Here is a 24,933-nt window from a genome sequence, read left to right on the forward strand (position 1 = left end):
CGGAGTCACGTCGCTCAGGCCGTCGCCTCGCTGCGGCGCCGGGCCACCGCCTCGCGCAGCCGCCCGATCAGCGGCTTGAGACGCTCGTGCTTCATGGTCATGGAGGCCTTGTTGACCACCAGCCGGGTGGTGATCGGGGCGATCAGCTCCCGCGGCTCCATGCCGTTGGCACGCAGGGTATTGCCGGTGTCGACGATATCGACGATCTCGTCGGCCAGGTTCATCAGCGGCGCCAGCTCCATGGCCCCGTAGAGCTTGATGACCTCGGCCTGGATGCCCTGCTCGGCGTAGTAGCGCTTGGCCACGTTGACGAACTTGGTGGCCACCCGGCGCCGCGCCCGGGCCGGCTCGGCACCGGTCACGCCGGCGGTCATCAGCTTGCAGCCGGCGATCTCCAGGTCCAGCGGCTCGAACAGGCCCTCGGCACCGTGCTCGAGCAGCACGTCCTTGCCGGCCACGCCCACGTCGGCGGCGCCCAGCTGCACATAGGTGGGCACGTCGGTGGCGCGGATCACCACCAGCTTGACGTCCGGCAGGTTGGTGTCGAACAGCAGCTTGCGGCTGGCCCCCAGATCCTCGGCGGGGGTGATGCCGGCCTCGGCCAGCAGCGGCAGGGTCTCGTCGAGAATGCGGCCCTTGGACAGGGCCAGGATCAGTTGCTTGCTCATGGTCTCGCCTCTTGCCTCAGCCCGGAATGCGACGGATCTTGGCACCCAGCAGCTGGAGTTTTTCCTCGATGCACTCGTAGCCGCGATCGATGTGATAGATGCGGTCGACCAGGGTCTCGCCCTCGGCCATCATCGCCGCGATCACCAGCGAGGCGGAGGCGCGCAGGTCGGTGGCCATCACCGGCGCGCCGGACAGGCTCTCGACGCCGGTGATGACCGCGGTATTGCCTTCCAGGGCGATGCTCGCCCCCATGCGATTGAGCTCCTGGACATGCATGAAGCGGTTCTCGAAGATGGTCTCGACCACCCGGGCGGTGCCCTCGGCCACCGCATTCAGCGCCACGAACTGGGCCTGCATGTCGGTGGGAAAGGCCGGATAGGGCGCGGTGCGCACATTGACCGCCTGCGGCCGCCGGCCCTGCATGTCCAGGGCGATCCAGCCCTCGCCGCTGGTGACGACCGCGCCGGCCTCCTCCAGCTTGGCCAGCACCGCCTCGAGGATGTCGGCCCGGGTGTTGCGCACCCGGACCCGGCCCCGGGACAGCGCCGCGGCCACCAGGAAGGTGCCGGTCTCGATGCGGTCCGGCATGACGTCATGCTCGGCGCCGTGCAGGCGCTCGACGCCCTCGACCACGATGGTGTCGGTGCCGTGGCCGCGGATGTCGGCGCCCATCTTGATCAGGCACTCGGCCAGGTCCACCACCTCGGGCTCCCGGGCGGCGTTCTCCAGCACCGTGGTGCCCTCCGCCAGGGTCGCGGCCATCAGCAGATTCTCGGTGCCGGTGACGGTGACGGTGTCGAAGAAGATGGTCGCCCCCTTGAGGCGGCCGTCGACCCGGGCGCGGATGTAGCCGCCCTCGACCCGGATGTCGGCGCCCATGGCCTCGAGGCCGCGGATGTGCAGGTCGACCGGCCGGGAGCCGATCGCGCAGCCGCCGGGCAGGGAGACATCGGCGCGACCGAAGTGCGCCAGCAGCGGGCCGAGCACCAGGATGGAGGCGCGCATCTTCTTGACCAGCTCGTAGGGCGCGTGACAGTCCCGCACCTGGGCGCCGTCGAGCTCGATGCTCATGCGCTCGCCCATCACCGCCTGGACCCCCATGTGGCCGAGCAGCTCGAGGGTGGTGGTGATGTCCTGGAGATGCGGCAGGTTGCCGATGGTCACCGGCTCGTCGGCCAGCAGGGTCGCGCAGAGGATCGGCAGGGCGGCGTTCTTGGCGCCGCTGGCCCAGACCTCGCCGTCGACGGGGCCGTTGCCGGTAATGATCAGCTTGTCCATGGGTGCTCGCGCCTCAGGCCCCCTTGTTCTCGGGGGCGGTCTGCCACTGCTCCGGGGTGTAGGTCTTGATGGTCACCGCATGCAGGGCGCCGGAGGCGATCTCCTCGGACAGGGCGCCATAGATCAGCTGCTGGCGCTTGACCCGGGACAGCCCCTCGAAGACCTCGCCGACGGCCACCACCTGGAAGTCGCAGCCCTCGCCCTGGATGTGGAATTCGCAGCCGTCGAGTCGGCCCTCGAGCAGCGCCTTGACCTCAGTGGGATGCATCGAACCCTCGCTTGAATTGGTTGATCCGTTGACACGCCGTCGTCGCGACGGCGGGATGACTGGACTCGACATGGTAAAGAAAAGCGTCGCGCTTGGCGACGGGCGCGGGAGAAAGGTGCAAGGAGAAAGGCGCGAGGGGCAAGGAACACCTCACGCCTCACGCCTCACGCCTCGAACCGCGAACCTCATCCCTCGCCCCTCACGCCTCGGCGGACTCGGCCGGCGCCTCCACCGGCAGCAGGGTGTCCAGGCCGGCCACCCGGGTCAGCCGAGCCAGGGGCGCCGAAAGGCGCACCCGCTCGACCTCCAGCCCCCGAGCCCGGCTCTGGCGGGTCCACTCCAGCAGCACGCTAATGGCCGCGCTGCTGACGCGCCCGACCCCGCTCAGGTCGAAGGAGACCCGGCTGCCGGCGGCCCGTTCGAGGAGCCAGCGGCGGCCGGCGGCGGCCAGCTCCGCGGCACCGTCGAAATCGACATCGCCGGACACGGCCAGCACCTCGGCCTCGGCGGCCAGGCGGCTGCTGCCGTTCTCGAGCAGCACGTTCACCCTTCGCCGCCCTGCTCCAGTTCCTCGACGGCGAGCTCCGGCGCCCAGCCGTCGATCACCGCGTCGAAGTCGCGATTGGCGTCGCGCATGGCCTGGTCGAACTGGTTGCGGAAGGTCAGCCCCAGGTTGATGCCGTTGACGATGACGTTGACCACCCGCCACCGGCCGTCGTCCTCGCGCAGGGTGTAGCTCACCGGATAGACGCTGCCGTCGGTGGCGACCACCTCCATGGCCACGCTGGCCTGATCCTCGAAGCGCGAGGCCTGCTGGTCGTCGAGCACCCGCAGCTCGCGGTAGTCGAAGGTCACCAGCCCCTTGGCATAGGTGTCGATCAGCGTCTGACGGAAGGTCTCGACGAAGCGCGAGCGCTGCTCGGGGGTGGCGTGGCGGAAGTAGCGGCCCATGACGCTGGCGCCGATGTAGCGGAAATCGGCCACCTCGGCCAGGCTGTCATCGACGATCGTCTCGAGCTCGTCGGGATGCTCGCTGAAGTAGGCCTCGCGGCCCTCGATGCGGGACATCAGCTGGTTGACGCTGTCGCGGATCAGCTGCACCGGCGGCTGGGCCAGGGCCGGCAGGGCCACCAGCAGCAGGCACAGGGCCAGCGCCGCTCGGGCCGGCCAGGCGCGGGGAGGGGTCGCGGTCATCGTTATCACTCCTTGACCATGTTGGACACGAACTGCTGGATCAACTCCTCCAGCACCAGGGCGGACTGGGTATCGCGGATGCGGTCGCCATCGTCCAGGGTCGCCGGGGCGCCGCCAACGGACAGGCCCACGTATTGCTCGCCGAGCAGCCCCGAGGTCAGGATCGAGGCGGTGCTGTCCTCGGGCAGGGCCCCCTCGAGCTCGGCGTCCAGGGTGAGCACCACCCGGGCATCGAACCATTCGGGGTCGAGCCGGATGCTCTCGACCCGACCGACGGTGACGCCGGCCATGGTCACCCGGGCCCGGGGCTTGAGGCCGCCCACGTTGGCGAAGTTGGCCTCCAGCCGGAAATCATCGCCCGGCGGCTCCAGGCTCAGGCCGCTGACCCTGAGCCCCAGGAACAGCAGGCCCAGGATCCCGGCCAGCATGAACAGGCCGACACCCAGTTCCATCGTCTTGCTGCGCTTCATTCCATGTCTCCAAGCAGTCGCGGGGATCCGGCCCCGACGGCGTGCGGCATCATGACAGCCCCCCGAACATCAGGGCGGTCAGCACGAAATCCAGTCCCAGCACCGCCAGGGAGGCATAGACCACGGTCCGGGTGGTGGCCCGGGAAATGCCTTCCGAGGTGGGGATCAGGGCATAGCCCTGGTAGACGGCGATCCAGGTGACCACCAGGGCGAACACCAGGCTCTTGATCAGGCCGTTGAGCACGTCGTCGACGAAGTCGACGCTGGCCTGCATGTTGCCCCAGTAGGAGCCCTCGAACACCCCCAGCCACTTCACGCCCACCAGCTCGCCGCCCCAGACGCCGATGACACCGAAGCCGATGGTCAGCAGCGGCAGGGCCACGAACCCCGCCCACAGGCGCGGCGCCACCACCCGGCGCAGGGGATCGACGCCGATCATCTCCATGCTGGTGAGCTGCTCGGTGGCCTTCATCAGGCCGATCTCGGCGGTCAGCGCCGACCCCGCGCGGCCGGCGAACAGCAACGCCGCCACCACCGGCGCCAGCTCGCGCAGCAGCGACAACGCCACCATCTGGCCCAGGGCATCCTCGGCGCCGAAGTCGACCAGGATGGTGTAGCCCTGCAGGCCCAGCACCATGCCGATGAACAGCCCCGAGACCAGCACGATGGCCAGCGACATCACGCCCACGAAGTGCATCTGGCGCAGCCACAGCCGCAGCCCCTCGGCGGAGGGCAGCCCGGCCAGCGACTGGCCCAGCAGGATGGCCGCCCGGCCGAGCCCCTCGGTGACCTCGCAGCCCACGGCTCCCAGGCGACGAATCGCGGCGATCATGGCGTCCCTCCCGTGCCCAGCAGGTCGGCGTGGAAGTCCGCGGCCGGATAGTGGAAGGGCACCGGGCCGTCGGGCTCGCCGTGGATGAACTGGCTGACCCGGGGGTCGCGGTCGACGTCCAGGCTCTGCGGCGTGCCCTGGGCCATCACCTTGCCGTCGGCGATCACGTAGACGTGGTCGGCGATGGACAGGGTCTCCTTGATGTCATGGGAAACCACCACGGCGGTCAGCCCCAGGGCGTCGTTGAGGCGCCGGATCAGCTGCACCAGCACCCCCATGGAGATCGGGTCCTGGCCGACGAAGGGCTCGTCATAGAGGATCAGCTCGGGATCCAGGGCGATCGCCCGAGCCAGGGCCACGCGGCGCGCCATGCCGCCGGACAGCTCCGAGGGCATCAGCGCCCGGGCGCCGCGCAGGCCCACCGCCTGGAGCTTCATCAGCACCAGGTCGCGGATCATCGTCTCCGGCAGGTCGGTATGCACGCGCAGCGGAAAGGCCACGTTCTCGAAGACGTCCAGGTCCGAGAACAGCGCGCCGCTCTGGAACAGCATGCCCATGCGGCGGCGCAGCCGGAAAAGCGCCTTGCGCGACAGGGCGTGCACGTCCTGGCCGGCGATGCGCACCCGCCCGGCCTCCGGGGCCAGCTGGCCGCCGATCAGCTTGAGCAGGGTGGTCTTGCCGGTGCCGCTGGGCCCCAGGATCGCGGTGATCTTGCCTCGCGGCACCACCATGTCCAGGCCGCGGAAGATCTCCCTGTCTCCGCGCGAGAAGTGCAGGCCCTCGACCTCGACGAGGGGGGTGTCGGTCATCCGTTGGCGTCCTTTCACGAGATTATCGAACATCGTATCCTAACCGTGTCCCGGGGCGCCAGCCTGGCGATCCCTCCGGCTTGCACCCGGCGCACGCAGCGGGTTCAATGGGCGCCCTTTTCCGACACCGGACGCCCCCGACGACCATGCTGGCTCCCTCCCTGATCGTGATCCTCGGCTTCATCGGCCTGCTATGGAGCGCCGACCGCTTCGTCGGCGCCGCCGCCGCGACCGCCCGCCAGGCGGGCATGAGCACCCTGCTGGTGGGCATGACCATCGTCTCCATCGGCACCTCGGCGCCGGAGATCGTGGTCTCGATCATGGCGGCCCTGGACGGCATCCCCAACCTGGCGATCGGCAACGCCCTGGGCTCCAACATCGCCAACATCGGCCTGGTGCTGGGCCTCACCGCCCTGGTGGTGCCCATCCCGGTGCGCTTCTCGATCGTGCGCAAGGAACTGCCCCTGCTGCTCGGCGCCACCGGCCTGGCGGGCTACGCCCTGGCCAACGGCCATCTGGACCGCCTCGACGGCCTGCTGCTGCTGGCGTTGCTGTTCTTCAGCCTGTGGTGGCTGTTCCGGGCCGACACCCCGGATGCGATCGACGCCGAGGGCGAGATCCCCGACATGCGCCTGGGCCGGGCCCTGCTGTGGCTGGCGACGACGCTTGCGATCATGGTCGCCAGCTCCCGGGCCCTGGTCTGGGGCGCCAGCGAGCTGGCCCTGGCGATGGGCATCAGCGAGCTGGTCATCGGCCTCACCGTGGTGGCCATCGGCACCAGCCTGCCGGAACTGGCCGCCTGCGTGGCCAGCGCCCTCAAGCGCCACCACGACCTGGCCATCGGCAACGTCATCGGCTCCAACCTCTTCAACATGCTCGCCGTGCTGCCCGTGCCCGCCCTGCTGAGCCCCGCCGCCGCCGACCCCGCCGCCGCCAGCCGCGACTACCCCACCATGCTGGTGTTGACCCTGGCGCTGGGCATGCTGCTGCTGTGGCAGCGCCGCGGCCATCTGGGCCGCCTGCCGGGCGCCCTGCTGGCCCTGGCCTATGCCGGCTACCTGGCGTGGCTGGCCGGCGCCTGGACCTGACCCCTTGAGCCAAACCCCGCGACAGGCAACAATCGACGCCATGACCGACGCATCCTCCTCCTCTTCCGGCCTGCTGGCCAGTGCCGAGCGCACCCTTCGCCTCGAGCAGCAGGCCATCGGCGCCCTGGTCGAACGCCTGGACGGCGACTTCGAGCGCGCCTGCGAGCTGATCCTGGCCTGCCGCGGGCGCGTCGTCGTCACCGGCATGGGCAAGTCCGGCCACATCGGCGGCAAGATCGCCGCGACCCTGGCCAGCACCGGCACCCCGGCCTTCTTCGTTCACCCCGGCGAGGCCAGCCACGGCGACCTGGGCATGATCACGCCCGGCGACGTGGTCCTGGCGCTGTCGAACTCCGGCGAGACCGCCGAGGTGACCGCGCTGCTGCCGCTGCTCAAGCGCCTGGGCACGCCGCTGATCAGCCTGACCGGCCGCCCCGGCTCGACCCTGGCCCGCCACGCCGAGGCCCACCTGGACGCCGGCGTCGAGCGCGAGGCCTGTCCGCTGGACCTGGCCCCCACCTCCTCCACCACCGCCGCCCTGGCCCTGGGCGACGCCCTGGCGGTGGCGCTGCTCGAGAGCCGCGGCTTCACCGCCGAGGACTTCGCCCTCTCGCACCCCGGCGGCAGCCTCGGCAAGCGGCTGCTGCTCACCGTGGCCGACCTCATGCACAGCGGCGACCGCCTGCCCCGCGTCCCCCTGGGCAGCCCGCTGCGCGACGCCCTGCTGGAGATCACCCGCCAGGGCCTCGGTTTCACCTGCGTGATCGACCCGGCGGGCCGGCTGGCCGGGGTCTACACCGACGGCGACCTGCGCCGCACCCTGGACCAGCACAGCGACCTCTCCGGCCTGAGCGTCGACCGGGTCATGACCGTGCCCGGCAAGCGGGTATCGCCCGACACCCTGGCCGCCGAAGCGGTGCGCCTCATGGAAGACGGCCGCATCACCGCGCTGGCGGTGGTGGACGACGACGACCGCCCGGTGGGCGCCCTGCACATGCACGACCTGCTGGCCAGCGGCGTGATCTGACTCAAGGAGACCCCATGACCTTCGATGCCTCCCCGCTGGACCCCCGCCTGGTCGACCGCCTGCGCCGCGTGCGCCTGCTGGCCATGGACGTGGACGGCGTGCTGACCGATGGCCGCCTCTACTTCCACGCCGACGGCGGCGAGAGCAAGGCCTTCCACACCCTGGACGGCCACGGCATCAAGCTGGCCCAGCGGGCCGGCATCGAGGTGGCGCTGATCACCGGCCGCGACTCGCCGATGGTCAGCCGCCGCGCCGCCGCCCTGGGCATCGCCCACCTCCACCAGGGCGTCGAGGACAAGCTGCCGGTACTGCGCGCGCTGTGCCGGCGCCTGGCGCTCGACCTCGACCAGGCCGCTTACTGCGGCGACGACATGCCCGACGTGGCGGCCATCCGCCAGGCCGGCGTGGGCATCAGCGTGCCCGGCGCCCCCGACTACATCCGTCGGCAGGCGGACTGGGTGACCGAGCGCGAGGGCGGCTTCGGCGCGGCCCGCGAGATCTGCGACGCCCTGCTCCAGGCCCAGGGCCACTGGGACGCCGTGCTGGACACCTACCTCCACGGCCGGGCCTGAGCCATGCGCCTGCCCCGCCCCGGCTTCCGCACCTGGCTGCTGCTGCTGCTGCTCGTCCTGGGCGGCGGCCTGGCGACCCTCGACCGCCGGGACGCCTCGGCGCCGGGCCCGGTGCCCCAGGGTCAGCGCGGCGAGCCCGACTACTACCTGGAGGACGCTCGGCTGACCCGCTTCGACGCCACCGGCCACGCCCACCAGCGCCTGACCACGCCGCGCCTCACCCACACCCCGGTCGACGACGTCACGCGGCTGGTCGAGCCGGACGCCCGGCTGCGCGACGACGCCGGCCGCCTGTGGCTGGCCTCGGCCCGGCGCGGCCGCCTCGGCGCCGGCGGCGCCCCCCTGCTGCTCGAGGGCCAGGCGCGGCTCGTCGCCCCCCGGGAGCGCTGGCGGCTCGAGACCGAACGCCTCCACTACGACGCCGAGGCCGGCCATGCCTGGAGCGACACCCCGGCGCGGCTCAGCCAGCCGCCCCAGCGCATGCGCGGCGAGCGCTTCGACGCCTGGCTCGATGACAACCGCGCCCGGCTGACCGACAATGTGCGCGGCCACCACCCGCCGCAACCCCAGGAGGACCCCGAGTCATGACGCGACCGCCCCTCGCCCCGCTGCTGGCCCTGATGCTGGCCGCCCTGATGCTGGCCGCCCCCTCGGCCCTGGCCCTGGAAGGCGACGCCAGCGCCCCGATCCAGGTGGAGGCCGACCGCCTAGACCTGGACGACCGCGCAGGCACCGCCGTCTACCGCGGCGACGTGCGGATCCGCCAGGGCAGCCTGCTGCTGACCGGGGCCCGGGTCGAGATCCAGCGCAACGACGCCGGCCGACTGACCCGCGCCACCGCCACCGGCGAGCGCGCCTACCTGGAGCAGCAGCCCGCCCCCGACCAGCCGACGGTGCGCGCCTGGGGCCGCACCGTCGTCTACCACGTGGCCGAGCGACGCATCGAGCTGATCGACCGCGCCGAACTGCACCAGGGCGGCGACACCTTCGACGGCGGCTACCTGGAATACTTCCTCGACCGCCGGGTCGTCCAGGCCCGCGCCGACGCCGAGGGCGTCGACGAGCGCCAGCGGGTGCGCATGACCCTGGAGCCCGAGCAGCAGGACGCCCCATGAAGACCCTCAGCGCCCAGCACCTCGCCAAGAGCTACAAGCGCCGCCGGGTGGTCCACGACATCAGCCTGGAGATCCGCCAGGGCCGCATCGTCGGCCTGCTCGGCCCCAACGGCGCCGGCAAGACCACCTCCTTCTACATGATCGTCGGCCTGGTGCGCGCCGACGCCGGCCGCGTCGCCATCGACGATCGCGACCTCTCGGGAGCGGCCATGCACGAGCGCGCCCGGGCCGGGATCGGCTACCTGCCCCAGGAGGCCTCGATCTTCCGCAAGCTCTCGGTGGCCGACAACATCATGGCCATCCTGGAGACCCGGGGCGACCTGGATCGCGCCGGCCGCCGGGCGCGCCTCGAGCAGCTGCTGGAGGATTTCCACGTCACCCATATCCGCGACAATCCGGGCATGAGCCTGTCGGGCGGCGAGCGACGCCGGGTCGAGATCGCCCGGGCCCTGGCCACCGAACCTGACTTCATCCTGCTCGACGAGCCCTTCGCGGGGGTCGATCCCATCTCGGTGGGCGAGATCAAGGGCATCATTCGCCAGCTCCGGGATCGCCACATCGGCGTACTGATCACCGATCATAACGTGCGCGAGACCCTGGATATCTGCGACGGCGCCTACATCGTCGGCGACGGCCAGATCATCGCCGAGGGCGACGCCGAGGCGATCCTCGCCAACCAGAAGGTGCGCGACGTCTACCTGGGTCAGGACTTCCGGCTCTGACTCGATTTTTCTTCGCAAGTCACTGATATTTCGTCGACGAATGGCGACGGGCATGGCGCTTGCCGGTGGCATGCTAATTGCTTGGCCAGGACTTGCGCCGCGCCGCCGCCGGGACTAGGGTGGGGGCTTCTTCGCCTGGAGAGTGGAGCCCCCCATGGCCATGAAGGCATCCCTGCAACTGCGCGTCGGCACCCAGTTGACCATGACGCCGCAGCTGCAGCAGGCGATCGGCCTGCTGCAGCTCTCCACCCTCGACCTGCGCCAGGAGATCCAGCAGGCCCTGGAGGCCAACCCCATGCTGGAGCTCGAGGAGGACTTCGGCGAGCAGGCGGTCGGCGAGGCCGCCGACGACGACTGGGCCGACGAGATCCCCGCGGAGCTCAGCGTGGACAGCGACTGGTCGGACACCTTCCAGGACGCCGGCGGCAGCGGCGAGGGGCCCGACTTCGAACGCCAGGCCGCCGGCCAGAGCCTGCAGGGCCACCTGGCCTGGCAGCTGGCGATGAGCGGCCTGGAGGAGCGCGAGACGCGCATCGCCGAGAGCCTGATCGATGCCGTCAACGCCGACGGCTACCTGGACCAGTCCCTGGACGAGCTCCGCGACGGCCTGCGCGCCCAGGGCCTCGACGGCCTGACCCACCGCGAGGTCGAGGGCGTGCTGCTGCGCCTCCAGCAGTTCGAGCCCACCGGCGTGCTGGCCCGGGACCTGCGCGAGTGCCTGCTGCTGCAGCTCGCCGCCCTGCCCGACGATACCCCCCTGCTGCCCCAGGCGCGCCGCCTGGTGCGCCAGTTCCTCGAGGCCCTGGCCGGCGACGACCGGCGCCTGCTCAAGCGCCGCCTGGGGCTCGACGACGCCACCCTCGATCGGGTGATCGCCCTGATCCGCGGCCTGGACCCGCGCCCGGGCAGCGCCTTCTCGAGCGGCGACAGCGACTACGTGATCCCCGACCTGATCGCGCGCCACACCGCCCGGGGCTGGCAGGTGGAGCTCAACCCCGAGGCCATGCCGCGGCTGCGCATCCAGCCCGACTACGCGGCACTGATCAAGCGCGCCGACAAGAGCCAGGACAACCAGTTCCTCAAGGACCACCTCCAGGAGGCCCGCTGGCTGATCAAGAGCCTGTCGAGCCGCAACGACACCCTGCTGCGCGTCGGGCGCGAGGTCATGACCCGCCAGCTCGACTTCCTGGAACGCGGCGAGGAGGCCATGAAGCCGCTGATCCTGGCCGATGTCGCCCAGGCGGTGGAGATGCACGAGTCGACCATCTCGCGGGTCACCACCCAGAAGTTCATCCACACCCCGCGCGGCGTGTTCGAGCTCAAGTATTTCTTCTCCAGCCAGGTGGGCGGCGGCGAGGATGCCCACTCCAGCACCGCGATCCGCGCCCGCATCCGCAAGCTGATCCAGGACGAGCCGCCCCGCAAGCCGCTCTCCGACAGCCGCCTGGTGGCCCTGCTCGGCGAGGAGGGCATCGAGGTCGCCCGGCGCACCGTGGCCAAGTATCGGGAGGCGATGCAGATCCCCTCCTCGAGCCAGCGCAAGCGCCTGCGCTGAGGGCGTTGCCCGGCTGCGTTGAACGGCCCTGAGCGGGGCGCCGGACGGGGGGTTTGCATGGCACCAAAAAGGGTTACAATCGAGTCACCACCCAAGGAGCAAGGAGCGTGTCATGCAAGTCAACCTCACCGGCCACCACGTGGAACTGACCGATCCCCTGCGTGACTACGTGCAGGAAAAGCTCGCTCGCCTGGAGCGCCACTACGACAACATCACCACCGTCCAGGTCACGCTCTCCGTCGAGAAGGAACGCCAGCAGGCCGCCTGCACCCTTCACGCCGCCGGTGCCGACCTCCATGCCGAGGCCATGGACGGCGACATGTACGCCGCCATCGACGCCCTTGCCGACAAGCTCGACCGCCAGCTGGTCAAGCACAAGGAAAAGGCCCAGGCACGCGCCCAGGGCGCCGCTAGCGTCCGCTGACCCATGTCACTGGAAGCCATCCTGCCCCCCGAGCGCATCCTCTTCGGCGTGCCCGGGGGAAGCAAGAAACGGGTGCTGGAGTTCTTCAGCACCTTCATCGCCCAGAACACCCCGAGCCTCGACAGCCAGGAGGTCTTCAGCCGGCTGATCGGGCGCGAGCGCCTGGGCAGCACCGGCATCGGGCACGGGGTCGCCATTCCGCACTCCCGCAACCCCCACTGCAAGGCGCCCATCGCCGGCTTCCTCAAGCTCGCCGAGCCGGTCGACTTCGACGCCGTCGACGGCGAGCCCGTGGACCTGGTGTTCGTGCTGCTGGTGCCCGAACAGGCCGATGACGCCCATCTCGCCCTGCTCGGCCAGGTCGCCGGGGTGATGAACGACGCCGAGACCCGCAGCGCCCTGCGCCGCGCCGGCAGCCAACGCGAGCTTCACGACTGCCTCATCGAGGCCATACGACGCCAGGCCCCCAGCGACAGCCGCGACTGATCCGGCCGCTCGACCAGGAGACCCCCGTCATGCAGCTCGTCATCATCAGCGGACGCTCCGGCTCCGGCAAGTCGATCGCCCTGCAGGCGCTGGAGGACCTGGGCTTCTACGCCATCGACAACCTCCCGGCCATGCTCCTCGGCCCCCTGGTGGACGAGCTCAGCGGCGGCCAGTCGCTGCGCAGCGCCATCGCGGTGAGCATCGACGCCCGCAACCTGCCGCACGCCCTGGAGCGCTTCCCCGACCTGCTCGACGAGGTCCGCGCGCGCCAGATCCACTGCCAGGTGATCTACCTGACCACCGACGCCCGCATCCTGCTCGAGCGCTACTCCGCCACCCGACGCCGGCATCCGCTGACCCGCGACAGCGAGATGACCCTGGCCGAGGCGATCGACTGCGAGGAGGACGCCCTGGCCGGGATCCGCGACCTGGCCGACCTGCTGATCGATACCTCCCGGCTCTCGGTGCACGACCTGCGCGGCCGCATCACCGACCAGGTCGCCGGTCACCGCCCGGAGGGGCTGACGCTGACGGTGGAATCCTTCGGCTTCAAGCGCGGCGTGCCCCTGGACGCCGACATCGTCTTCGACGCCCGCTGCCTGCCCAACCCCTACTGGGATCCGCGCCTGCGCGATGCCACCGGCCTCGATGCCAGCGTGATCGCCTTCCTGGAAGCCTATCCGGTGGTCGACGAGATGGCCGGCGACATCCTGGCCTGGATCGAGCGCTGGCTGCCCCGCTATCGGGCCAGCCAGCGCAGCTACCTGACCGTGGCCATCGGCTGCACCGGCGGCCAGCACCGCTCCACCTACCTGGCCGAGCGCCTGGCGCGCCGCCTGGCCGAGACCCGGGCCGGCGTCCGGCTGCGCCACCGGGAGCTCGGCGTTCACCTCACCCTGCCCGCGCCGCCGACCGACGACGAGGATGCCTGACCCCGTGCCCCGCCGAACCCTCACCCTGACCAACAAGCGCGGCCTGCACGCCCGCGCCGCCACCCGCCTGGTGCAGTGCTGCCAGCCCTATGCCGCCCGGGTCACCGTCCATCACGGGGAGCAGCAGGCCGACGCGGCCAACATCATGTCGCTGCTGATGCTGGCCGCCCCCTGCGGCACCGAGCTGACCCTGGAGGCCGACGGCGAGGACGGCGAGGACGTGCTGGACGCCCTGGAGGCACTCTTCGAGGCGCGGTTCGACGAGGAGGCCTGACAGGGGCGAGGTGCGAAGTGCGAGGCGTGAGGCGTGAGGCGTGAGGCGTGAGGCGTGAGGCGTGAGGCGTGAGGCGTGAGGCGTGAGGCGTGAGGCAGGACGTTGCCACCAGCCTGTGGTGGCAACGCTTTTTCTTACCGCTTACGGCTTATAGCTTACAGCTGCCCGAAGGGGTCAGCCGCCCGCGACCGTCATCTCGTCGATCAGCCAGCTGCCGGTGTGGATGCTGCCGCGGGTGTCGGTGTCGTCGCCGACGCCCGCCAGGCCCTTGAACATGGCCTCCAGGTTGCCGGCGATGGTGAACTCCTCCACCGGGTGCTGGATGCGGCCGTCCTCCACCCAGAAGCCCGCCGCGCCCCGGGAGTAGTCGCCGGTGACGCCGTTGACGCCCTGCCCCATCAGCTCGGTGACCAGCACGCCGCGATCCATCCGCGAAAGCAGCGCCTCCTGGCGCTCCAGCGGCGCGTCAAGGCGCAGGTTGCGGGCGCCGCCGGCGTTGCCGGTGGTCTCCATGCCCAGCCGCCGGGCGCTGTAGGCGGAGAGCAGGTAGCTGGCCAGGCGCCCCTGGTCGATGAAGACGTTGTCGCGGGTCGCCACGCCGTCGTTGTCGAAGGGACTGCTGGCCATGCCGCCCCTCAGTTGGGGCTTCTCCTGCAGCGAGAACCACTCGGGGAAGAGCGTCTCGCCCAGCCGGTCGCACAGGAAGGACGACTGGCGATAGAGGGCGCCGCCGGCGATGGCCCCCAGCAGGTGGCCGACCAGCCCCGCGGCCAGGCTCGGGTCGAAGAGCACCGGCATCCGCCCGGTGGCCGGCCGGGTCGCCCCCAGCCGGCGCAGGGTGCGCCGGGCGGCGCTCTCGCCGACGACCTCGGGGGCCAGCAGGTCGCGCGGGTCACGGGCGCTGGTGTAGTCGTAGTCGCGCTGCATGCCGTGCTCGTCCTCGGCGATCAGCAGGCAGGACAGCGAATGGCGGCTGCCGCGCTGGCTGCCCAGGAAGCCGTGGCTGTTGGCGTAGACCCGCACGCCCTCGCCGCTGGACAAGCCGGCGCCGTCGGAGCTCTTGATGCCCGCCATGCCGCGCCCGGCGGCCTCGCAGGCCAGCGCGATGTCGATCGCCTCCTCGGTGGACAGCGCCCAGGGATGGTGGACGTCCAGGTCGGGCAGCTCCCGGGCCATCAGCTCGGCGGGGGCGAGCCCCGCCGCCGGATCCTCGCCGGTGTGGCGGGCGATGGCCAGGGCCTTCTCGACCACGTCCTTGATCGAGGCCTCGGCGGCGTCCGTGGAAGACGCGCTGCCCTTGCGGCTGCCCACGTAGACGGTCACCGCGATGCCCTGGTCCCGGGACAGCTCGACGGTCTCCACCTCGCCCTCGCGGACGTTGACGCCCACCCCCTGGTCGACGCTGGCGCCCACCTCGCAGGCATCGGCGCCGAGCCGGCGGGCCAGCGCCAGCGCCGCCTCGGCACGGGTTTCCAGCAGCGACTGCTGGGCGGCGGCATCGAAAGCCTGTGTCATCGTCTCGACTCCTCAGTCGATCGGCCCGGGGGCCGATCCTCAAGCATGTGGCAATGGTCAGCCCGCCGCGGCGGGCTGGTATACTGGGCCTTTCTCCACGACGGATGAACGCGGCATGACCCAGGAAGATCTCTCTCCGGCCGACGAGCGGCCCAGCAAGTCCCAGCTCAAGCGCGAGATGCACGCCCTCCAGGCGCTCGGCGAACGCCTGATCGCCATGAAGCCCGCCGAGCGCGCCCGCTTTCCGCTGTCCGACGAGCTCCTGGCGGCCATCGCCGAGACCGACCGCATCCGCGCCCGGGAGGCCCGCCGCCGACACATGCAGTACGTCGGCAAGCTGATGCGTCGCGAGGACCTCGAGGGCATCCAGGCGGTGTTCGACGAGATGGACCGCGAGCAGCTGCGCCGGGACCACGCCTTCCACCGCCTGGAAAAGTGGCGCGACCGTCTGGTCGACGAGGGCGACGAGGCGGTCGAGGCCTTCATCGCCGACTATCCCGACGTCGACCGCCAGGCCCTGCGCCAGCTGATCCGCAACGCCCGCCGCGAGCGCGACCAGGGCAAGCCGCCGACCAACGCCCGCCGGCTGTTCAAGCTGATCCGCGATACAGCCGGACTCTAGCGGCTTCGCCGCTAGGAGCGGGAAGAGCGCGGCTACGCCGCTGGAAGTACGGCGCTTCGCGCCTTGAAGAGGGAAGAAGAACCCCGATCCTGGCTTCTCTCTTCCCTCTTCGCTCTTCCCTCTTCTCCCTTCCCTCTTCGCTCTTCCCTCTTCTCCCTTCCCTCTTCGCTCTTCCGCTAGGACTGGGTTCCGCCCACGGTCAGCTCGTCGAGCTTGAGCGTCGGCTGACCGACGCCCACCGGCACGCCCTGCCCCTCCTTGCCGCAGACGCCGATGCCGGTGTCCAGTTCCAGGTCGTGGCCGATCATCGACACCCGCCCCATGGCCTCGGGCCCGTTGCCGATCAGGGTCGCGCCCTTGACCGGGGCGGTGATCCGGCCGTCCTCGATCAGGTAGGCCTCGCTGGCCGAGAACACGAACTTGCCCGAGGTGATGTCCACCTGGCCGCCGCCGAAGCTCACCGCATAGAGCCCCCGGGAGACGCTCTTGATGATCTCCTCGGGGTCGTCCTGGCCGGCGCGCATGTAGGTGTTGGTCATGCGCGGCATCGGCAGGTGGGCGAAGGACTCGCGCCGGGCGTTGCCGGTGGGCGCCATGCCCATCAGCCGGGCATTGAGCTTGTCCTGCATGTAGCCGGTGAGGATGCCGTCCTCGATCAGGGTGGTGCACTCACCCGGAGTGCCCTCGTCGTCGACGCTCATCGAACCGCGACGGTCGGCCAGGGTGGCGTCGTCCACCACGGTGACCCCCGGCGAGGCCACCCGCTCGCCCAGGCGGCCGGCGAAGGCCGAGCTGCCCTTGCGGTTGAAGTCGCCCTCCAGGCCGTGGCCCACGGCCTCGTGGAGCAGGATGCCCGGCCAGCCGGCGCCCAGCACCACCGGCATCTGCCCGGCGGGGGCGTCCACGGCCTCCAGGTTGACCAGCGCCTGGCGCACCGCCTCCCGGGCGAAGCGCTCGGCGGCGTTGTCGTCGCGCAGCCGGGCCATGGCGTAGCGCCCCCCGCCGCCGGCGCTGCCGCGCTCGCGGCGGCCGTCGCGCACCGCGATGACGCTGACGTTGAGGCGCACCAGGGGGCGGATGTCGGCGGCCAGGGTGCCGTCGCTGGCGCGCACCAGCACCACCTCGTAGACCCCGGTCAGGGAGGCGTTGACCTGACTCACCGCCGGGTCGGCGGCGCGGGCCACGCGATCGGCCTGCTTGAGCATGGCGATCTTGTCGTCGGCGGACAGGCCGGCGAGCGGGTCGACCCCGGCATAGCGGGACGCCGGGGCGGCCGCGACCCGCACCGCCGGCGCCCGCCGTTCGCCGCCGCGCACGATGCCGGCCGCGGTGCGGCCGGTCTCGGCCAGGGCGTCGGCGGTGATCTGGTTGGAATAGGCGAAGCCGGTCTTCTCGCCGGCCATGGCCCGCACGCCGACCCCGCCGTCGATGTTGTAGCTGGCCTCCTTGACCTCGCCGTCCTCCAGCACCCAGCCCTCGTGCCAGCTGCGCTGGAAATACAGGTCGGCGTAGTCGATGCCGCCGCCCAGGGCATGGCCGAGGCCGGTGTCCAGGGCGTCCAGGTCGAGGCCGCCGGGAGCGAGCAGCGACGCGGCGGCCAGGTCGAGCGGAGATTGGCTGTGTGATGTCATTCGGCACTTTCCAGAGCGATGCGCGGCGAGGTCCAGGGCCCCTCCACGCGATAGTGAATTCGGGTCACGCGATCGAGGGCGTCGCCGAACAGCTTGTCGGCGATGTACAACGCGCCCCCCACCACGGGCGCCCCGGCGATCACGGCGGCCAGCGGCAGGTTGTTGCTCACCGGCACTGTGACGCCCAGGCGCTGGTCGAGTTCCCGCCGCGCCAGGTCGACGCTGCCGTCCAGGGTGAAGCGGGTCGCCGGCCCCTCGATCTCCACCGGGCCGCGGGTTTCCAGGACCCCACCATACAGGGTCGCGCTGCCGCTGACACGATCGAAGGCGGTGCCCCGGCCGGTGACGTCGGAGAAGTCCAGGGTCAGCCGGCGCAGCAGGTTGTCCACGTTGAGCAGCCCGACCACCCGAGCCGAGGGCGACTCCAGGTTGACGAAACGGCCATCGCGCAGGGTCGTGCGGACATTGCCCCGGGAACGCGCCAGGGCGAACTGCCAGGGTGCCCCGGGCCAGGCCAGCTGGGCGTCCACCCGGGTCTCGGCATTGCGGATCGCCACCGGCTGGCCCAGCGCGCCGAGCGCCGACCCCAGGTCGCCGCCGTCGACGTCGAGCCGGGCCCGGGTCAGGCTGGCCTCGGCGCCGGTGGCCTCCCAGGTCAGGCTGCCGCGGGCGCTGATCTCGCCCAGGGTCAGGCCCAGCGGCGCCACCTCGAGCCGCTCCGGGCCGGCCTGCCAGTAGGCGGTCAGCGGCCCCAGCCGGCGCCCGCCGAAGGCCAGCGCGTCGATGCGCAGCCGGCCGCCGGGCAGCTCGGCCAGGGCCTCGGGGATCGCCGCCGGCACCGGGGGCGTCTCCAGCTCCTGGAACAGCCGACCGCTGCCCCCGGCCTCGGGGAGCAGGCCGTCGAGCCGCAGGCTGGAGAGCGCCAGGTCCAGGGGGCGCGGCGCGCCCGTCCGGTAGATCAGGCGTCCGGCCAGCAGGCTGCCGTCCAGGGCCAGGTTCCAGCCGCCGGGCAGCGGCTCGCCCTCGACGATCAGCGAGCCCAGGCAGCGTTCGCCGACGGTCAGGCAGTCGGTGTCGAGGATCAGTCGCGATATCGCCCCCCCGGCCCCGCCTGCACCGCCGCGCGCCTCGAGCAACGGCGCCAGCGCCGCCCCCCAGGCCGCCGGCGCCAGACGCGGCAGGTAGGCCTGCAGCGACCAGCCGGGGGCGGTCGGCCAGGTGGCCGGCGCCTCGCGCCCCAGCCAGGCCTGGCCCTGGCCGCCGCCCTCCGGGCGCCAGCGCCAGCCCAGGGCGTCGCCCAGCCGGCCCGACCAGCGGGCGGCCTCGCCGAGCCCCAGCGACAGGCGCAGCCGGCGGGTCGCGTCGGCGGGCTTGCCGAGCGGCGCCGGCAGCGCGATGGCCAGCCCCCGCAGGTCGCTGGTCAGCGTCAGGCGCGGCGCCTCGCCGTCCAGGGCGAGGCGCCCCCGCCAGGGGATGCGGCCCGACAGCAGGCGCCGGGTCGCCGGCGGCGCGCCCAGCTCGGCCAGCGACGCCACGCGGGCCGTGCCGGTGAAGTCGAGGCGTTGGTCGGCGCTGTCCAGATCGGCGCTCACCGGGCCGCCGAGCAGGCGTCCCTCCAGTTCGCCCTCCAGGGTCCCGGCCTCGCCGCGCTGTCGCCAGGCCACCGGGCCCGACAGCTCGCGAAACACCAGGCCGCTGGGCGCGTGCGCCAGCCGCGTCAGGGCGGCGTCGCCGGCGATGTCCAGGCGCAGTGACTCCGCATCGTCGAGGGTCATCTCCAGGTCGAGGTCGGCGTCCACCCGGCCCTCGCCCCGCCAGTCGGCGGCGGCCTCGGCGCCCGACACCGGCAGGGCGGCGAGATAGCGCCTCAGCGCCGGGGCTGGCGCGGCGAGCGGACCGGTGACCGACAGCCGCTCGTCCTCGAGGCGCACCTCGGCGTCCCGGGTCTCGACGCCCAGGCTCTCCGCCCGATCCACCTCGGCGACGAGGGTCTCGTCCTTCAGGCGCAGCCGGCCGGAAACCCCCTCCAGCGCCGGCCAGCCGGGGGCGAAGGGCAGCCGGCCGTCGGCGATCTCCAGCGCCAGGGCCAGGCGCGGCGCCAGGGGGGCCAGCGAGGCCTCGACCCCGGGGCCGCGAAGGGGCACATGCAGCTGCAGCGCGCCTTCCGACACCCGGCCGGCCGGCCCGTCGCCCAGCCAGCCGGCGAGCTCGGGGACCTCCTCGCGCAGCAGCGTCATCGGCAGCCAGTCGACCAGCGGCCGCGACCGGGCGTCCACCTCGCGGAACTCCAGGTCGAGGCCGAAGCCACCGCGGCCCGGCCCGCCGGTGGCCAGGCCGAAGCCGCCGGCGACCTCGGCGCCGCGCCACCCGGCGCGCAGCTCGCGACCGCTGACGAAGGTGCGCCCGCCGTCGTGGAACCAGCCGACCTCACCGCGGGCGCGGTCCAGCGCCATGGGCGCGTCGAACAGCCTCGGGAAGGCCAGCTCGACGCCCTCGCCGCCGACGAAGCGCACCCGGCCGCGGCGCCCCTCGGCGGTCAGCCACAGGTCCAGAGGGCCGCCGCCGGGGATCTGCCGCCAGGGCGCCACCGACACTCCGGTGGCGGCGACCCGGGCCCGCCAGTCGCCGTCGCGGCGCCCCAGCCCCAGGGCCGTGACCCGCCCGCGGGGCGCCAGCGCCGCCAGCGCCCGATCCAGCTCCTCGGGCAGCGGCAGCCGCGGCCGCCAGGCGGCCAGCGCGGCCAGGTCGAAGCCGCCGGTCCGCAGCCACCAGTCGGCACCGTTGCCCTCCAGATACCAGTCCGCCGGCAGCGCCGGCCCGGCGTCGCCCTCTCCGGGGCCGGCGACCCGGCGCCCGTCGCCGTGGAGCCAGGCACGCCAGTCGTCGCTGCCCGCCTCGCGACGCCACTGGCCGCGCAGGCTGACGTCGGCCAGCTCGATGCCCGGCCCGCCGGCGGCGTCCCGGGGCTGGCGCAGGGCCAGCCGGGTGGCGCCGAGGTCCAGGCGCACGTCGGCCAGGCGGCCGCGGGTCCAGCGGGCCCATAGCCGGGCGTCGCCCTCGGCGGCGTCGAGGCTCGGCAGGGCGTCGACGCCCAGCAGGGAGCTCAGCCCGGTCAGGCTGTCGAGGCTCATGTCGACCTGCAGGGCGGCCCCGAAATCGTCCAGGCCGCCCGCCCCCGGCACCAGCTCCATGACCGCGGTCATGGCCTCGTCGGATCGCCCGCGCAGGAAGACCTGGCCCTCCAGGTGGGCGCTTCGGGCATCGCCGACCATCAGCAGCCGGGGTGCCTCGAGCACCGCCTCGCGCTGGCGGCCGTGGAGCACCACCCGCAGGTCCTCGGCCCAGGCGCGCTGGCGCAGCAGCACGCCGACCCAGAAGTCCAGGCGGTCGAGGTCGAACTCGCTGTCGGGAATCAGCTCGGGGGGGACCTCGGCGGGATCCGGCCAGCGCCAGCTCCCGTCCTCGGCCTGGTAGAGGTGCAGGGTCAGGCCGGAGAGGCGGGCGTCGGCCACCACCGGCATCCCCTGGCGCAGGCTGGCGGTGGCGTCGAGGCGCAGCCGCGCGCTGTCGAGGCGCAGCAGGGGGCGATCGCCCCGCTCGGGGGCGGAGCGGATGTCGAGATCGCGCAGCTCGAGGCGGGGGTCGAGGCCCGCCAGGCCGCCCTCCACGCCGCCCACGGAGACCGCCGCCTCGAAGCGCGCCGAGAGCAGGGCCTCCAGGCGCGGCGTCAGCAGGTCGGCCTGGCCCAGCGCCAGGCGCAGCACCAGCGTCAGCAGCGCCACCAGCCCCAGCGCCGCGGCCAGCAGCGTCAGGGTCCAGCGAGTGACCAGGCGAATCGGCGACATGGGCTCACATCAGCACGATGTCGTACTGCTCCTGGGAATAGTGGGACTCCACCTGAAAACGGATGGTCTTGCCGATGAACTCCTCCAGGTCCGCCACCGCCGCGGACTCCTCGTCCAGCAGCCGGTCGACCACCGACTGGGCGGCCAGCACCGTATAGGTCTCGGCGCTGTAGGCCCGCTCCTCGCGCAGGATCTCGCGGAAGATCTCGTAGCACACCGACTCCGGCGTCTTGAGGGTCCCGCGGCCGTGGCAGGAGGGGCAGGCTTCGCACAGGGTCTGCTCCAGGCTCTCCCGGGTGCGCTTGCGGGTCACCTGCACCAGGCCCAGCTCGGTGACCCCGGTGCACTTGGTCTTGGCATGGTCGCGTTCCAGGGCCTTCTCGAGCACCCGCAGCACCTGGCGCTGGTGCTCCGGGTCCTCCATGTCGATGAAGTCGATGATGATGATGCCGCCCAGGTTGCGCAGGCGCAGCTGGCGGGCGATGGCGGTGGCCGCCTCGAGGTTGGTCTTGAAGATGGTCTCCTCGAGATTGCGGTGCCCCACGTAGCCGCCGGTGTTGACGTCGATGGTGGTCATCGCCTCGGTGGGATCGATGACCAGGTAGCCCCCCGACTTGAGCTGCACCTTGCGGCCCAACGCCTTCTGGATCTCGTCCTCGACGCTGAACAGGTCGAAGATCGGGCGCTCGCCGGCATAGTGCTCGATGCGCTCCACCGCCGAGGGCATGAACTCCTCGGCGAACTCGAGCAGCTTGACGTGGTTCTCCCGGGAGTCGATGCGCACCTTCTCGATGTCGTCGCGCATCACGTCGCGCAGGGTGCGCATGAACAGCGGCAGGTCGTCGTAGATCACGCTGGGCGCCGAGGCGGTCACCTTGCGCTCGCTGACCTTGCGCCACAGGCGCAGCAGGAAGTGCATGTCACCGGCCAGCTCCTCCCGGGTGACCCCCTCGGCGGCGGTGCGCACGATGAAGCCGCCCGTCACGTCCAGGGTCTGCTCGGCCTGGGCGGCCTCGACCAGTTCGCGCAGCCGCTCCCGCTCGCGTTCGTCCTCGATGCGCTGGGACACCCCGTTGTGGGGGGAGTCGGGCATGTAGACCAGGTAGCGGGACGGCACCGAGAGATGGGTGGTCAGCCGCGCGCCCTTGGAGCCGATGGGGTCCTTGGTGACCTGCACCACCAGCGACTGCCCCTCGTGGAGCAGCTGGGCGATGGACACCTGCTCGTCGGCCGGGGTGCCCGGGGGCATCACCTCGTGGGCGTGGATGAAGGCGGCCCGCTCCAGGCCGATGTCGACGAAGGCGGCCTGCATCCCCGGCAGCACCCGCACCACCTTGCCCTTGTAGATGTTGCCGACGATGCCGCGACGCCGGGCGCGCTCGATGAAGGCTTCCTGCAGCACGCCGTTCTCCACCACGGCGACGCGAGTCTCCATCGGCGTCAGGTTGATGAGTACTTCACCGCTCATGCGGAAATCCTTGTCCAGAGGAAACTGGCGCCATTATGACATAGCGCGATTCCATAGCGGCACGCCCTGGCGGGCGAGCAGCTCGGCGGTCTCGAACAGCGGCAGCCCGACCACCGCGGAGTGGCTGCCGGCGATGCGCGACACGAAGATCGCCGCCCGCCCCTGGATGGCGTAGCCGCCGGCCTTGTCGGCGGGCTCGCCGGTGGCCCAGTAGGCCGCGATCTCGGCCTCGCCGAGCTCGCGCAGGGCGACCCGCGTCTCCACGACGCGGGACAGCAGCCCAGCCGGCCCGGTCACCGCCACCGCGGTCAGCACCCGGTGCTCGCGGCCGGCCAGGGAGCGCAGCATGGCCGCGGCATGCTCGCGGTCGCGGGGCTTGCCGAGGATCTCGTCGTCACGCACCACGGCGGTGTCCGAGCCGAGCGTCGGCAGGGCGCTGCCCGCCGCGCCGGCCCGGGCCTTCTCCTCGGCCAGGCGCCGCACGTAGGCCTCGGGCGCCTCGCCGGGGCGCGGGGTCTCGTCGAGGTCCACCGGCCACACCTCCACCGGCACGTCGATGCTGGCCAGCAGCTCGCGGCGACGCGGCGAGGCGGAGGCCAGGCGGATCAGCGGGGCACCGGAGGACACGGCTAGCCACCCTCGCCGCCGCGGCGCCGGAAGGCCCGGAACAGCGTGGTCAGCCAGGGCCACAGCAGGGCGCCGATCACCGAGGGCAGCAGGAAGGACAGGTGGATGGAGAAGGGGCCGAGCAGGGTCCTGAGCCACTGCTCCACCAGTTGCACCGTGCCCAGCAGCACCAGGATCAGCACCGCCTGCTGGAGCAGCGAATAGGCCCGGAAGCGCGGGTAGACCAGCGCGCAGAGGAAGGCCAGCAGCGACAGCAGCAGGGCGTTCTGCCCCAGCGGCGCCCCCTGGATGAGATCGACCAGGATGCCCAGCACGAAGCCGTGGAAGACGCCGACCCGGTGCGGGGCCTTCATGCACCAGTAGATCAGCATCAGGCCCAGCCAGTCGGGCCGCCAGATCTGCCAGCCGTCGGCCAGGGGCATCACCTGCAGGCACAGGGCCAGCAGCAGGGTCAGCCAGATCCAGGGCAGGCTCGCCGCGGGACGCGTCGCCATCAGTCCTCCTCCTCGGGTCGGCCGATCAGGTCGAGGGCGGCCTCGACGGCCGCCGGGTCGAGGGCGACCGTCCAGCCGCCGCGCCCCGGGGCCTCGGGGGGCTCCGGCGGGAACAGCAGCAGGAAGTGCCGGGCGCGCTGCAGCTGGGCCACCGGCGCGGCGTCGACCCGGGCGAAGGGCTCGCCGGGGTCGTGGACCACCGAGGTGACCCGCGCCACCGGGTAGCCCGGCGGGAAGCGCCCGGCGAGGCCCGAGGTCACCAGCAGGTCGCCCTCGCGGATGTCGGCGGTGTCCGGCACGTGCAGCACGCCGAGGGAGTCGTACTGGCCGGTCCCCTGGGCGATGAAGCGCAGGCCGTTGCGGTTGACCTGGACCGGCAGCGCGTGGCTGGCGTCGGCCACCAGCAGCACCCGGCTGGCATAGGCCGACACCGAGGTCACCTGGCCCACCAGGCCGGCGGCGTCCATCACCGGCTGGCCGACGAAGACCCCGTCGCGGCGGCCGCGATCGATCACCATGCGATGGGAGAAGGGATCCGGGTCCAGCGACAGCAGTTCGGCGGTGATGAAGGGAATGTCCCGCTGGCGGGTGGCGTCGAGCAGCTCGCGCAGCCGCACGTTCTCGGCGGTGAGGCTGGCCATGCGCTGGACGCGATGCGACAGGGTGAGGATCTGCTCACGCAGGCGCCGATTCTCGTCGAGCAGCTCGCGCTGATCGGAGAACGCCAGGGCGCCCCAGTCGAGGGCATCGCTGGGCAGGCTGACCAGCCACTGGATGGGGGCCACCAGGGTGGAGAGCTGGGCCCGCACGGGCTCCATGCGCGTGAAGCGCAGGTCGGCGAACATCAGGGCACCGGCCAGCAGCGCGCACAGCAGCATGCGATAGCCCGGCACCGATCCATGCGAGAACAGCGGCTTGATAGCGTTCTCCCTCTCTCTCCTTGCGGCGTTCGGGGCCTCGCCGAGACGCCAGTCCGCACGGCACCTCGCGGGACACCGCCCGCCGTAACAGCGTTT

At 72.0% G+C, this 24,933-nt stretch carries 27 protein-coding genes; 12 read left to right on the forward strand and 15 right to left on the reverse strand.

Going from position 1 to position 24,933, the window contains the following annotated elements; translation table 11 throughout:
- Positions 1-14: 14 nt before the first annotated feature.
- The 8 genes from hisG to QC818_RS16545 form a co-directional block, all read right to left on the reverse strand.
- The gene (gene hisG, locus QC818_RS16510; RefSeq protein WP_309653959.1) at positions 15-668 is read right to left on the reverse strand and encodes an ATP phosphoribosyltransferase; all 654 of its coding nucleotides are present in this window, start codon (positions 666-668) and stop codon (positions 15-17) included.
- 16 nt (positions 669-684) lie between these two features.
- Entirely contained in the window at positions 685-1,947 is a 1,263-nt protein-coding gene (gene murA / locus QC818_RS16515; protein ID WP_309653960.1) for a UDP-N-acetylglucosamine 1-carboxyvinyltransferase, read from the reverse strand.
- Between the two features lie 13 nt (positions 1,948-1,960).
- The gene (locus QC818_RS16520; protein WP_309653961.1) at positions 1,961-2,215 is read right to left on the reverse strand and encodes a BolA family protein; all 255 of its coding nucleotides are present in this window, start codon (positions 2,213-2,215) and stop codon (positions 1,961-1,963) included.
- A 199-nt stretch (positions 2,216-2,414) separates the two neighbouring features.
- The gene (locus QC818_RS16525) at positions 2,415-2,762 is read right to left on the reverse strand and encodes an STAS domain-containing protein (RefSeq protein WP_309653962.1); all 348 of its coding nucleotides are present in this window, start codon (positions 2,760-2,762) and stop codon (positions 2,415-2,417) included.
- Positions 2,759-3,409, reverse strand: a complete 651-nt coding sequence (locus tag QC818_RS16530; protein WP_309653963.1) for an MlaC/ttg2D family ABC transporter substrate-binding protein — start codon at positions 3,407-3,409, stop codon at positions 2,759-2,761. The genes QC818_RS16525 and QC818_RS16530 overlap by 4 nt, the downstream gene beginning before the upstream one ends.
- Positions 3,410-3,414: 5 nt before the next feature.
- The gene (gene mlaD / locus QC818_RS16535) at positions 3,415-3,879 is read right to left on the reverse strand and encodes an outer membrane lipid asymmetry maintenance protein MlaD (protein ID WP_309653964.1); all 465 of its coding nucleotides are present in this window, start codon (positions 3,877-3,879) and stop codon (positions 3,415-3,417) included.
- A gap of 49 nt (positions 3,880-3,928) precedes the next feature.
- Positions 3,929-4,711, reverse strand: a complete 783-nt coding sequence (mlaE, locus tag QC818_RS16540; RefSeq protein WP_309653965.1) for a lipid asymmetry maintenance ABC transporter permease subunit MlaE — start codon at positions 4,709-4,711, stop codon at positions 3,929-3,931.
- Positions 4,708-5,520 carry an ABC transporter ATP-binding protein gene (locus tag QC818_RS16545; protein WP_309653966.1) on the reverse strand — a complete coding sequence of 271 codons (813 nt, stop codon included), beginning with the start codon at positions 5,518-5,520 and terminating at the stop codon, positions 4,708-4,710. Before QC818_RS16545 ends, mlaE begins: the two co-directional genes overlap by 4 nt.
- 146 nt (positions 5,521-5,666) lie before the next feature.
- Here QC818_RS16545 and QC818_RS16550 point away from each other — a divergent pair, with 146 nt between their 5' ends.
- The 11 genes from QC818_RS16550 to QC818_RS16600 all read left to right on the forward strand — a co-directional run bounded on the left by QC818_RS16550 (position 5,667) and on the right by QC818_RS16600 (position 13,715).
- On the forward strand, positions 5,667-6,608 hold the full coding sequence (locus QC818_RS16550; RefSeq protein ID WP_309653967.1) for a calcium/sodium antiporter: 942 nt from the start codon (positions 5,667-5,669) through the stop codon (positions 6,606-6,608).
- A gap of 40 nt (positions 6,609-6,648) precedes the next feature.
- Entirely contained in the window at positions 6,649-7,635 is a 987-nt protein-coding gene (locus QC818_RS16555) for a KpsF/GutQ family sugar-phosphate isomerase (RefSeq protein ID WP_309653968.1), read from the forward strand.
- 14 nt (positions 7,636-7,649) lie between these two features.
- The gene (locus QC818_RS16560; protein WP_309653969.1) at positions 7,650-8,207 is read left to right on the forward strand and encodes a KdsC family phosphatase; all 558 of its coding nucleotides are present in this window, start codon (positions 7,650-7,652) and stop codon (positions 8,205-8,207) included.
- A 3-nt stretch (positions 8,208-8,210) separates the two neighbouring features.
- Positions 8,211-8,795 carry an LPS export ABC transporter periplasmic protein LptC gene (gene lptC / locus QC818_RS16565; protein ID WP_309653970.1) on the forward strand — a complete coding sequence of 195 codons (585 nt, stop codon included), beginning with the start codon at positions 8,211-8,213 and terminating at the stop codon, positions 8,793-8,795.
- Positions 8,792-9,322 (forward strand): lipopolysaccharide transport periplasmic protein LptA, encoded by a 531-nt coding sequence (gene lptA / locus QC818_RS16570; protein ID WP_309653971.1) that lies wholly within the window; start codon positions 8,792-8,794, stop codon positions 9,320-9,322. The genes lptC and lptA overlap by 4 nt, the downstream gene beginning before the upstream one ends.
- Entirely contained in the window at positions 9,319-10,044 is a 726-nt protein-coding gene (gene lptB / locus QC818_RS16575; protein WP_309653972.1) for an LPS export ABC transporter ATP-binding protein, read from the forward strand. The genes lptA and lptB overlap by 4 nt, the downstream gene beginning before the upstream one ends.
- Before the next feature lie 154 nt (positions 10,045-10,198).
- Positions 10,199-11,599, forward strand: coding sequence for an RNA polymerase factor sigma-54 (locus tag QC818_RS16580; protein WP_309653973.1), 1,401 nt, complete (start codon positions 10,199-10,201; stop codon positions 11,597-11,599).
- 112 nt (positions 11,600-11,711) lie between these two features.
- The gene (gene hpf, locus QC818_RS16585) at positions 11,712-12,023 is read left to right on the forward strand and encodes a ribosome hibernation-promoting factor, HPF/YfiA family (RefSeq protein ID WP_309653974.1); all 312 of its coding nucleotides are present in this window, start codon (positions 11,712-11,714) and stop codon (positions 12,021-12,023) included.
- 3 nt (positions 12,024-12,026) lie between these two features.
- On the forward strand, positions 12,027-12,509 hold the full coding sequence (locus tag QC818_RS16590) for a PTS sugar transporter subunit IIA (protein ID WP_309653975.1): 483 nt from the start codon (positions 12,027-12,029) through the stop codon (positions 12,507-12,509).
- Positions 12,510-12,538: 29 nt separating this feature from the next.
- Positions 12,539-13,441, forward strand: coding sequence for an RNase adapter RapZ (rapZ, locus tag QC818_RS16595; protein WP_309653976.1), 903 nt, complete (start codon positions 12,539-12,541; stop codon positions 13,439-13,441).
- Positions 13,442-13,445: 4 nt separating this feature from the next.
- Positions 13,446-13,715 carry an HPr family phosphocarrier protein gene (locus QC818_RS16600; protein WP_309653977.1) on the forward strand — a complete coding sequence of 90 codons (270 nt, stop codon included), beginning with the start codon at positions 13,446-13,448 and terminating at the stop codon, positions 13,713-13,715.
- A gap of 174 nt (positions 13,716-13,889) precedes the next feature.
- On the opposite strand, the gene pmbA is transcribed toward QC818_RS16600, so the two are convergent.
- Positions 13,890-15,230 (reverse strand): metalloprotease PmbA, encoded by a 1,341-nt coding sequence (gene pmbA / locus QC818_RS16605; protein ID WP_309653978.1) that lies wholly within the window; start codon positions 15,228-15,230, stop codon positions 13,890-13,892.
- A 115-nt stretch (positions 15,231-15,345) separates the two neighbouring features.
- Between pmbA and yjgA the strand changes: the two genes are divergently transcribed.
- Positions 15,346-15,852: a ribosome biogenesis factor YjgA gene (gene yjgA, locus QC818_RS16610; protein ID WP_309653979.1), complete on the forward strand. Its 507-nt coding sequence runs from the start codon at positions 15,346-15,348 to the stop codon at positions 15,850-15,852.
- Between the two features lie 176 nt (positions 15,853-16,028).
- Here the strand turns inward: yjgA and tldD are convergent, their stop codons facing one another.
- From tldD to mreC, 6 genes are read right to left on the reverse strand one after another with little or no spacing between them, the layout of a single operon-like run.
- The gene (gene tldD, locus QC818_RS16615; protein ID WP_309653980.1) at positions 16,029-17,483 is read right to left on the reverse strand and encodes a metalloprotease TldD; all 1,455 of its coding nucleotides are present in this window, start codon (positions 17,481-17,483) and stop codon (positions 16,029-16,031) included.
- Complete coding sequence (locus tag QC818_RS16620; RefSeq protein WP_309653981.1) at positions 17,480-21,328, reverse strand: YhdP family phospholipid transporter; 3,849 nt, start codon at positions 21,326-21,328, stop codon at positions 17,480-17,482. The genes tldD and QC818_RS16620 overlap by 4 nt, the downstream gene beginning before the upstream one ends.
- A gap of 4 nt (positions 21,329-21,332) precedes the next feature.
- Entirely contained in the window at positions 21,333-22,796 is a 1,464-nt protein-coding gene (rng, locus tag QC818_RS16625; RefSeq protein ID WP_309653982.1) for a ribonuclease G, read from the reverse strand.
- Between the two features lie 33 nt (positions 22,797-22,829).
- Entirely contained in the window at positions 22,830-23,423 is a 594-nt protein-coding gene (locus QC818_RS16630; protein ID WP_309653983.1) for a Maf family protein, read from the reverse strand.
- Positions 23,424-23,425: 2 nt separating this feature from the next.
- Positions 23,426-23,917 (reverse strand): rod shape-determining protein MreD, encoded by a 492-nt coding sequence (gene mreD / locus QC818_RS16635; RefSeq protein WP_309653984.1) that lies wholly within the window; start codon positions 23,915-23,917, stop codon positions 23,426-23,428.
- Entirely contained in the window at positions 23,917-24,795 is an 879-nt protein-coding gene (gene mreC, locus QC818_RS16640; protein ID WP_309653994.1) for a rod shape-determining protein MreC, read from the reverse strand. The genes mreD and mreC overlap by 1 nt, the downstream gene beginning before the upstream one ends.
- Between the last annotated feature and the right edge of the window lie 138 nt (positions 24,796-24,933).

The sequence above is a fragment of the Halomonas koreensis genome, assembly GCF_031451675.1.
Classification (GTDB): Bacteria; Pseudomonadota; Gammaproteobacteria; order Pseudomonadales; family Halomonadaceae; genus Halomonas; species Halomonas koreensis.

Coding starts and splice junctions, on each gene's coding strand:
- hisG (WP_309653959.1), bottom strand. CDS start 668: ATGAGCAAGCAACTGATCCTGGCCCTGTCCAAGGGCCGCATTCTCGAC.
- murA (WP_309653960.1), bottom strand. CDS start 1,947: ATGGACAAGCTGATCATTACCGGCAACGGCCCCGTCGACGGCGAGGTC.
- QC818_RS16520 (WP_309653961.1), bottom strand. CDS start 2,215: ATGCATCCCACTGAGGTCAAGGCGCTGCTCGAGGGCCGACTCGACGGC.
- QC818_RS16530 (WP_309653963.1), bottom strand. CDS start 3,409: ATGACCGCGACCCCTCCCCGCGCCTGGCCGGCCCGAGCGGCGCTGGCC.
- mlaD (WP_309653964.1), bottom strand. CDS start 3,879: ATGAAGCGCAGCAAGACGATGGAACTGGGTGTCGGCCTGTTCATGCTG.
- mlaE (WP_309653965.1), bottom strand. CDS start 4,711: ATGATCGCCGCGATTCGTCGCCTGGGAGCCGTGGGCTGCGAGGTCACC.
- QC818_RS16545 (WP_309653966.1), bottom strand. CDS start 5,520: ATGACCGACACCCCCCTCGTCGAGGTCGAGGGCCTGCACTTCTCGCGC.
- QC818_RS16550 (WP_309653967.1), top strand. CDS start 5,667: ATGCTGGCTCCCTCCCTGATCGTGATCCTCGGCTTCATCGGCCTGCTA.
- QC818_RS16555 (WP_309653968.1), top strand. CDS start 6,649: ATGACCGACGCATCCTCCTCCTCTTCCGGCCTGCTGGCCAGTGCCGAG.
- QC818_RS16560 (WP_309653969.1), top strand. CDS start 7,650: ATGACCTTCGATGCCTCCCCGCTGGACCCCCGCCTGGTCGACCGCCTG.
- lptC (WP_309653970.1), top strand. CDS start 8,211: ATGCGCCTGCCCCGCCCCGGCTTCCGCACCTGGCTGCTGCTGCTGCTG.
- lptA (WP_309653971.1), top strand. CDS start 8,792: ATGACGCGACCGCCCCTCGCCCCGCTGCTGGCCCTGATGCTGGCCGCC.
- lptB (WP_309653972.1), top strand. CDS start 9,319: ATGAAGACCCTCAGCGCCCAGCACCTCGCCAAGAGCTACAAGCGCCGC.
- QC818_RS16580 (WP_309653973.1), top strand. CDS start 10,199: ATGGCCATGAAGGCATCCCTGCAACTGCGCGTCGGCACCCAGTTGACC.
- hpf (WP_309653974.1), top strand. CDS start 11,712: ATGCAAGTCAACCTCACCGGCCACCACGTGGAACTGACCGATCCCCTG.
- QC818_RS16590 (WP_309653975.1), top strand. CDS start 12,027: ATGTCACTGGAAGCCATCCTGCCCCCCGAGCGCATCCTCTTCGGCGTG.
- rapZ (WP_309653976.1), top strand. CDS start 12,539: ATGCAGCTCGTCATCATCAGCGGACGCTCCGGCTCCGGCAAGTCGATC.
- pmbA (WP_309653978.1), bottom strand. CDS start 15,230: ATGACACAGGCTTTCGATGCCGCCGCCCAGCAGTCGCTGCTGGAAACC.
- yjgA (WP_309653979.1), top strand. CDS start 15,346: ATGACCCAGGAAGATCTCTCTCCGGCCGACGAGCGGCCCAGCAAGTCC.
- tldD (WP_309653980.1), bottom strand. CDS start 17,483: ATGACATCACACAGCCAATCTCCGCTCGACCTGGCCGCCGCGTCGCTG.
- QC818_RS16620 (WP_309653981.1), bottom strand. CDS start 21,328: ATGTCGCCGATTCGCCTGGTCACTCGCTGGACCCTGACGCTGCTGGCC.
- rng (WP_309653982.1), bottom strand. CDS start 22,796: ATGAGCGGTGAAGTACTCATCAACCTGACGCCGATGGAGACTCGCGTC.
- mreD (WP_309653984.1), bottom strand. CDS start 23,917: ATGGCGACGCGTCCCGCGGCGAGCCTGCCCTGGATCTGGCTGACCCTG.
- mreC (WP_309653994.1), bottom strand. CDS start 24,795: ATGCTGCTGTGCGCGCTGCTGGCCGGTGCCCTGATGTTCGCCGACCTG.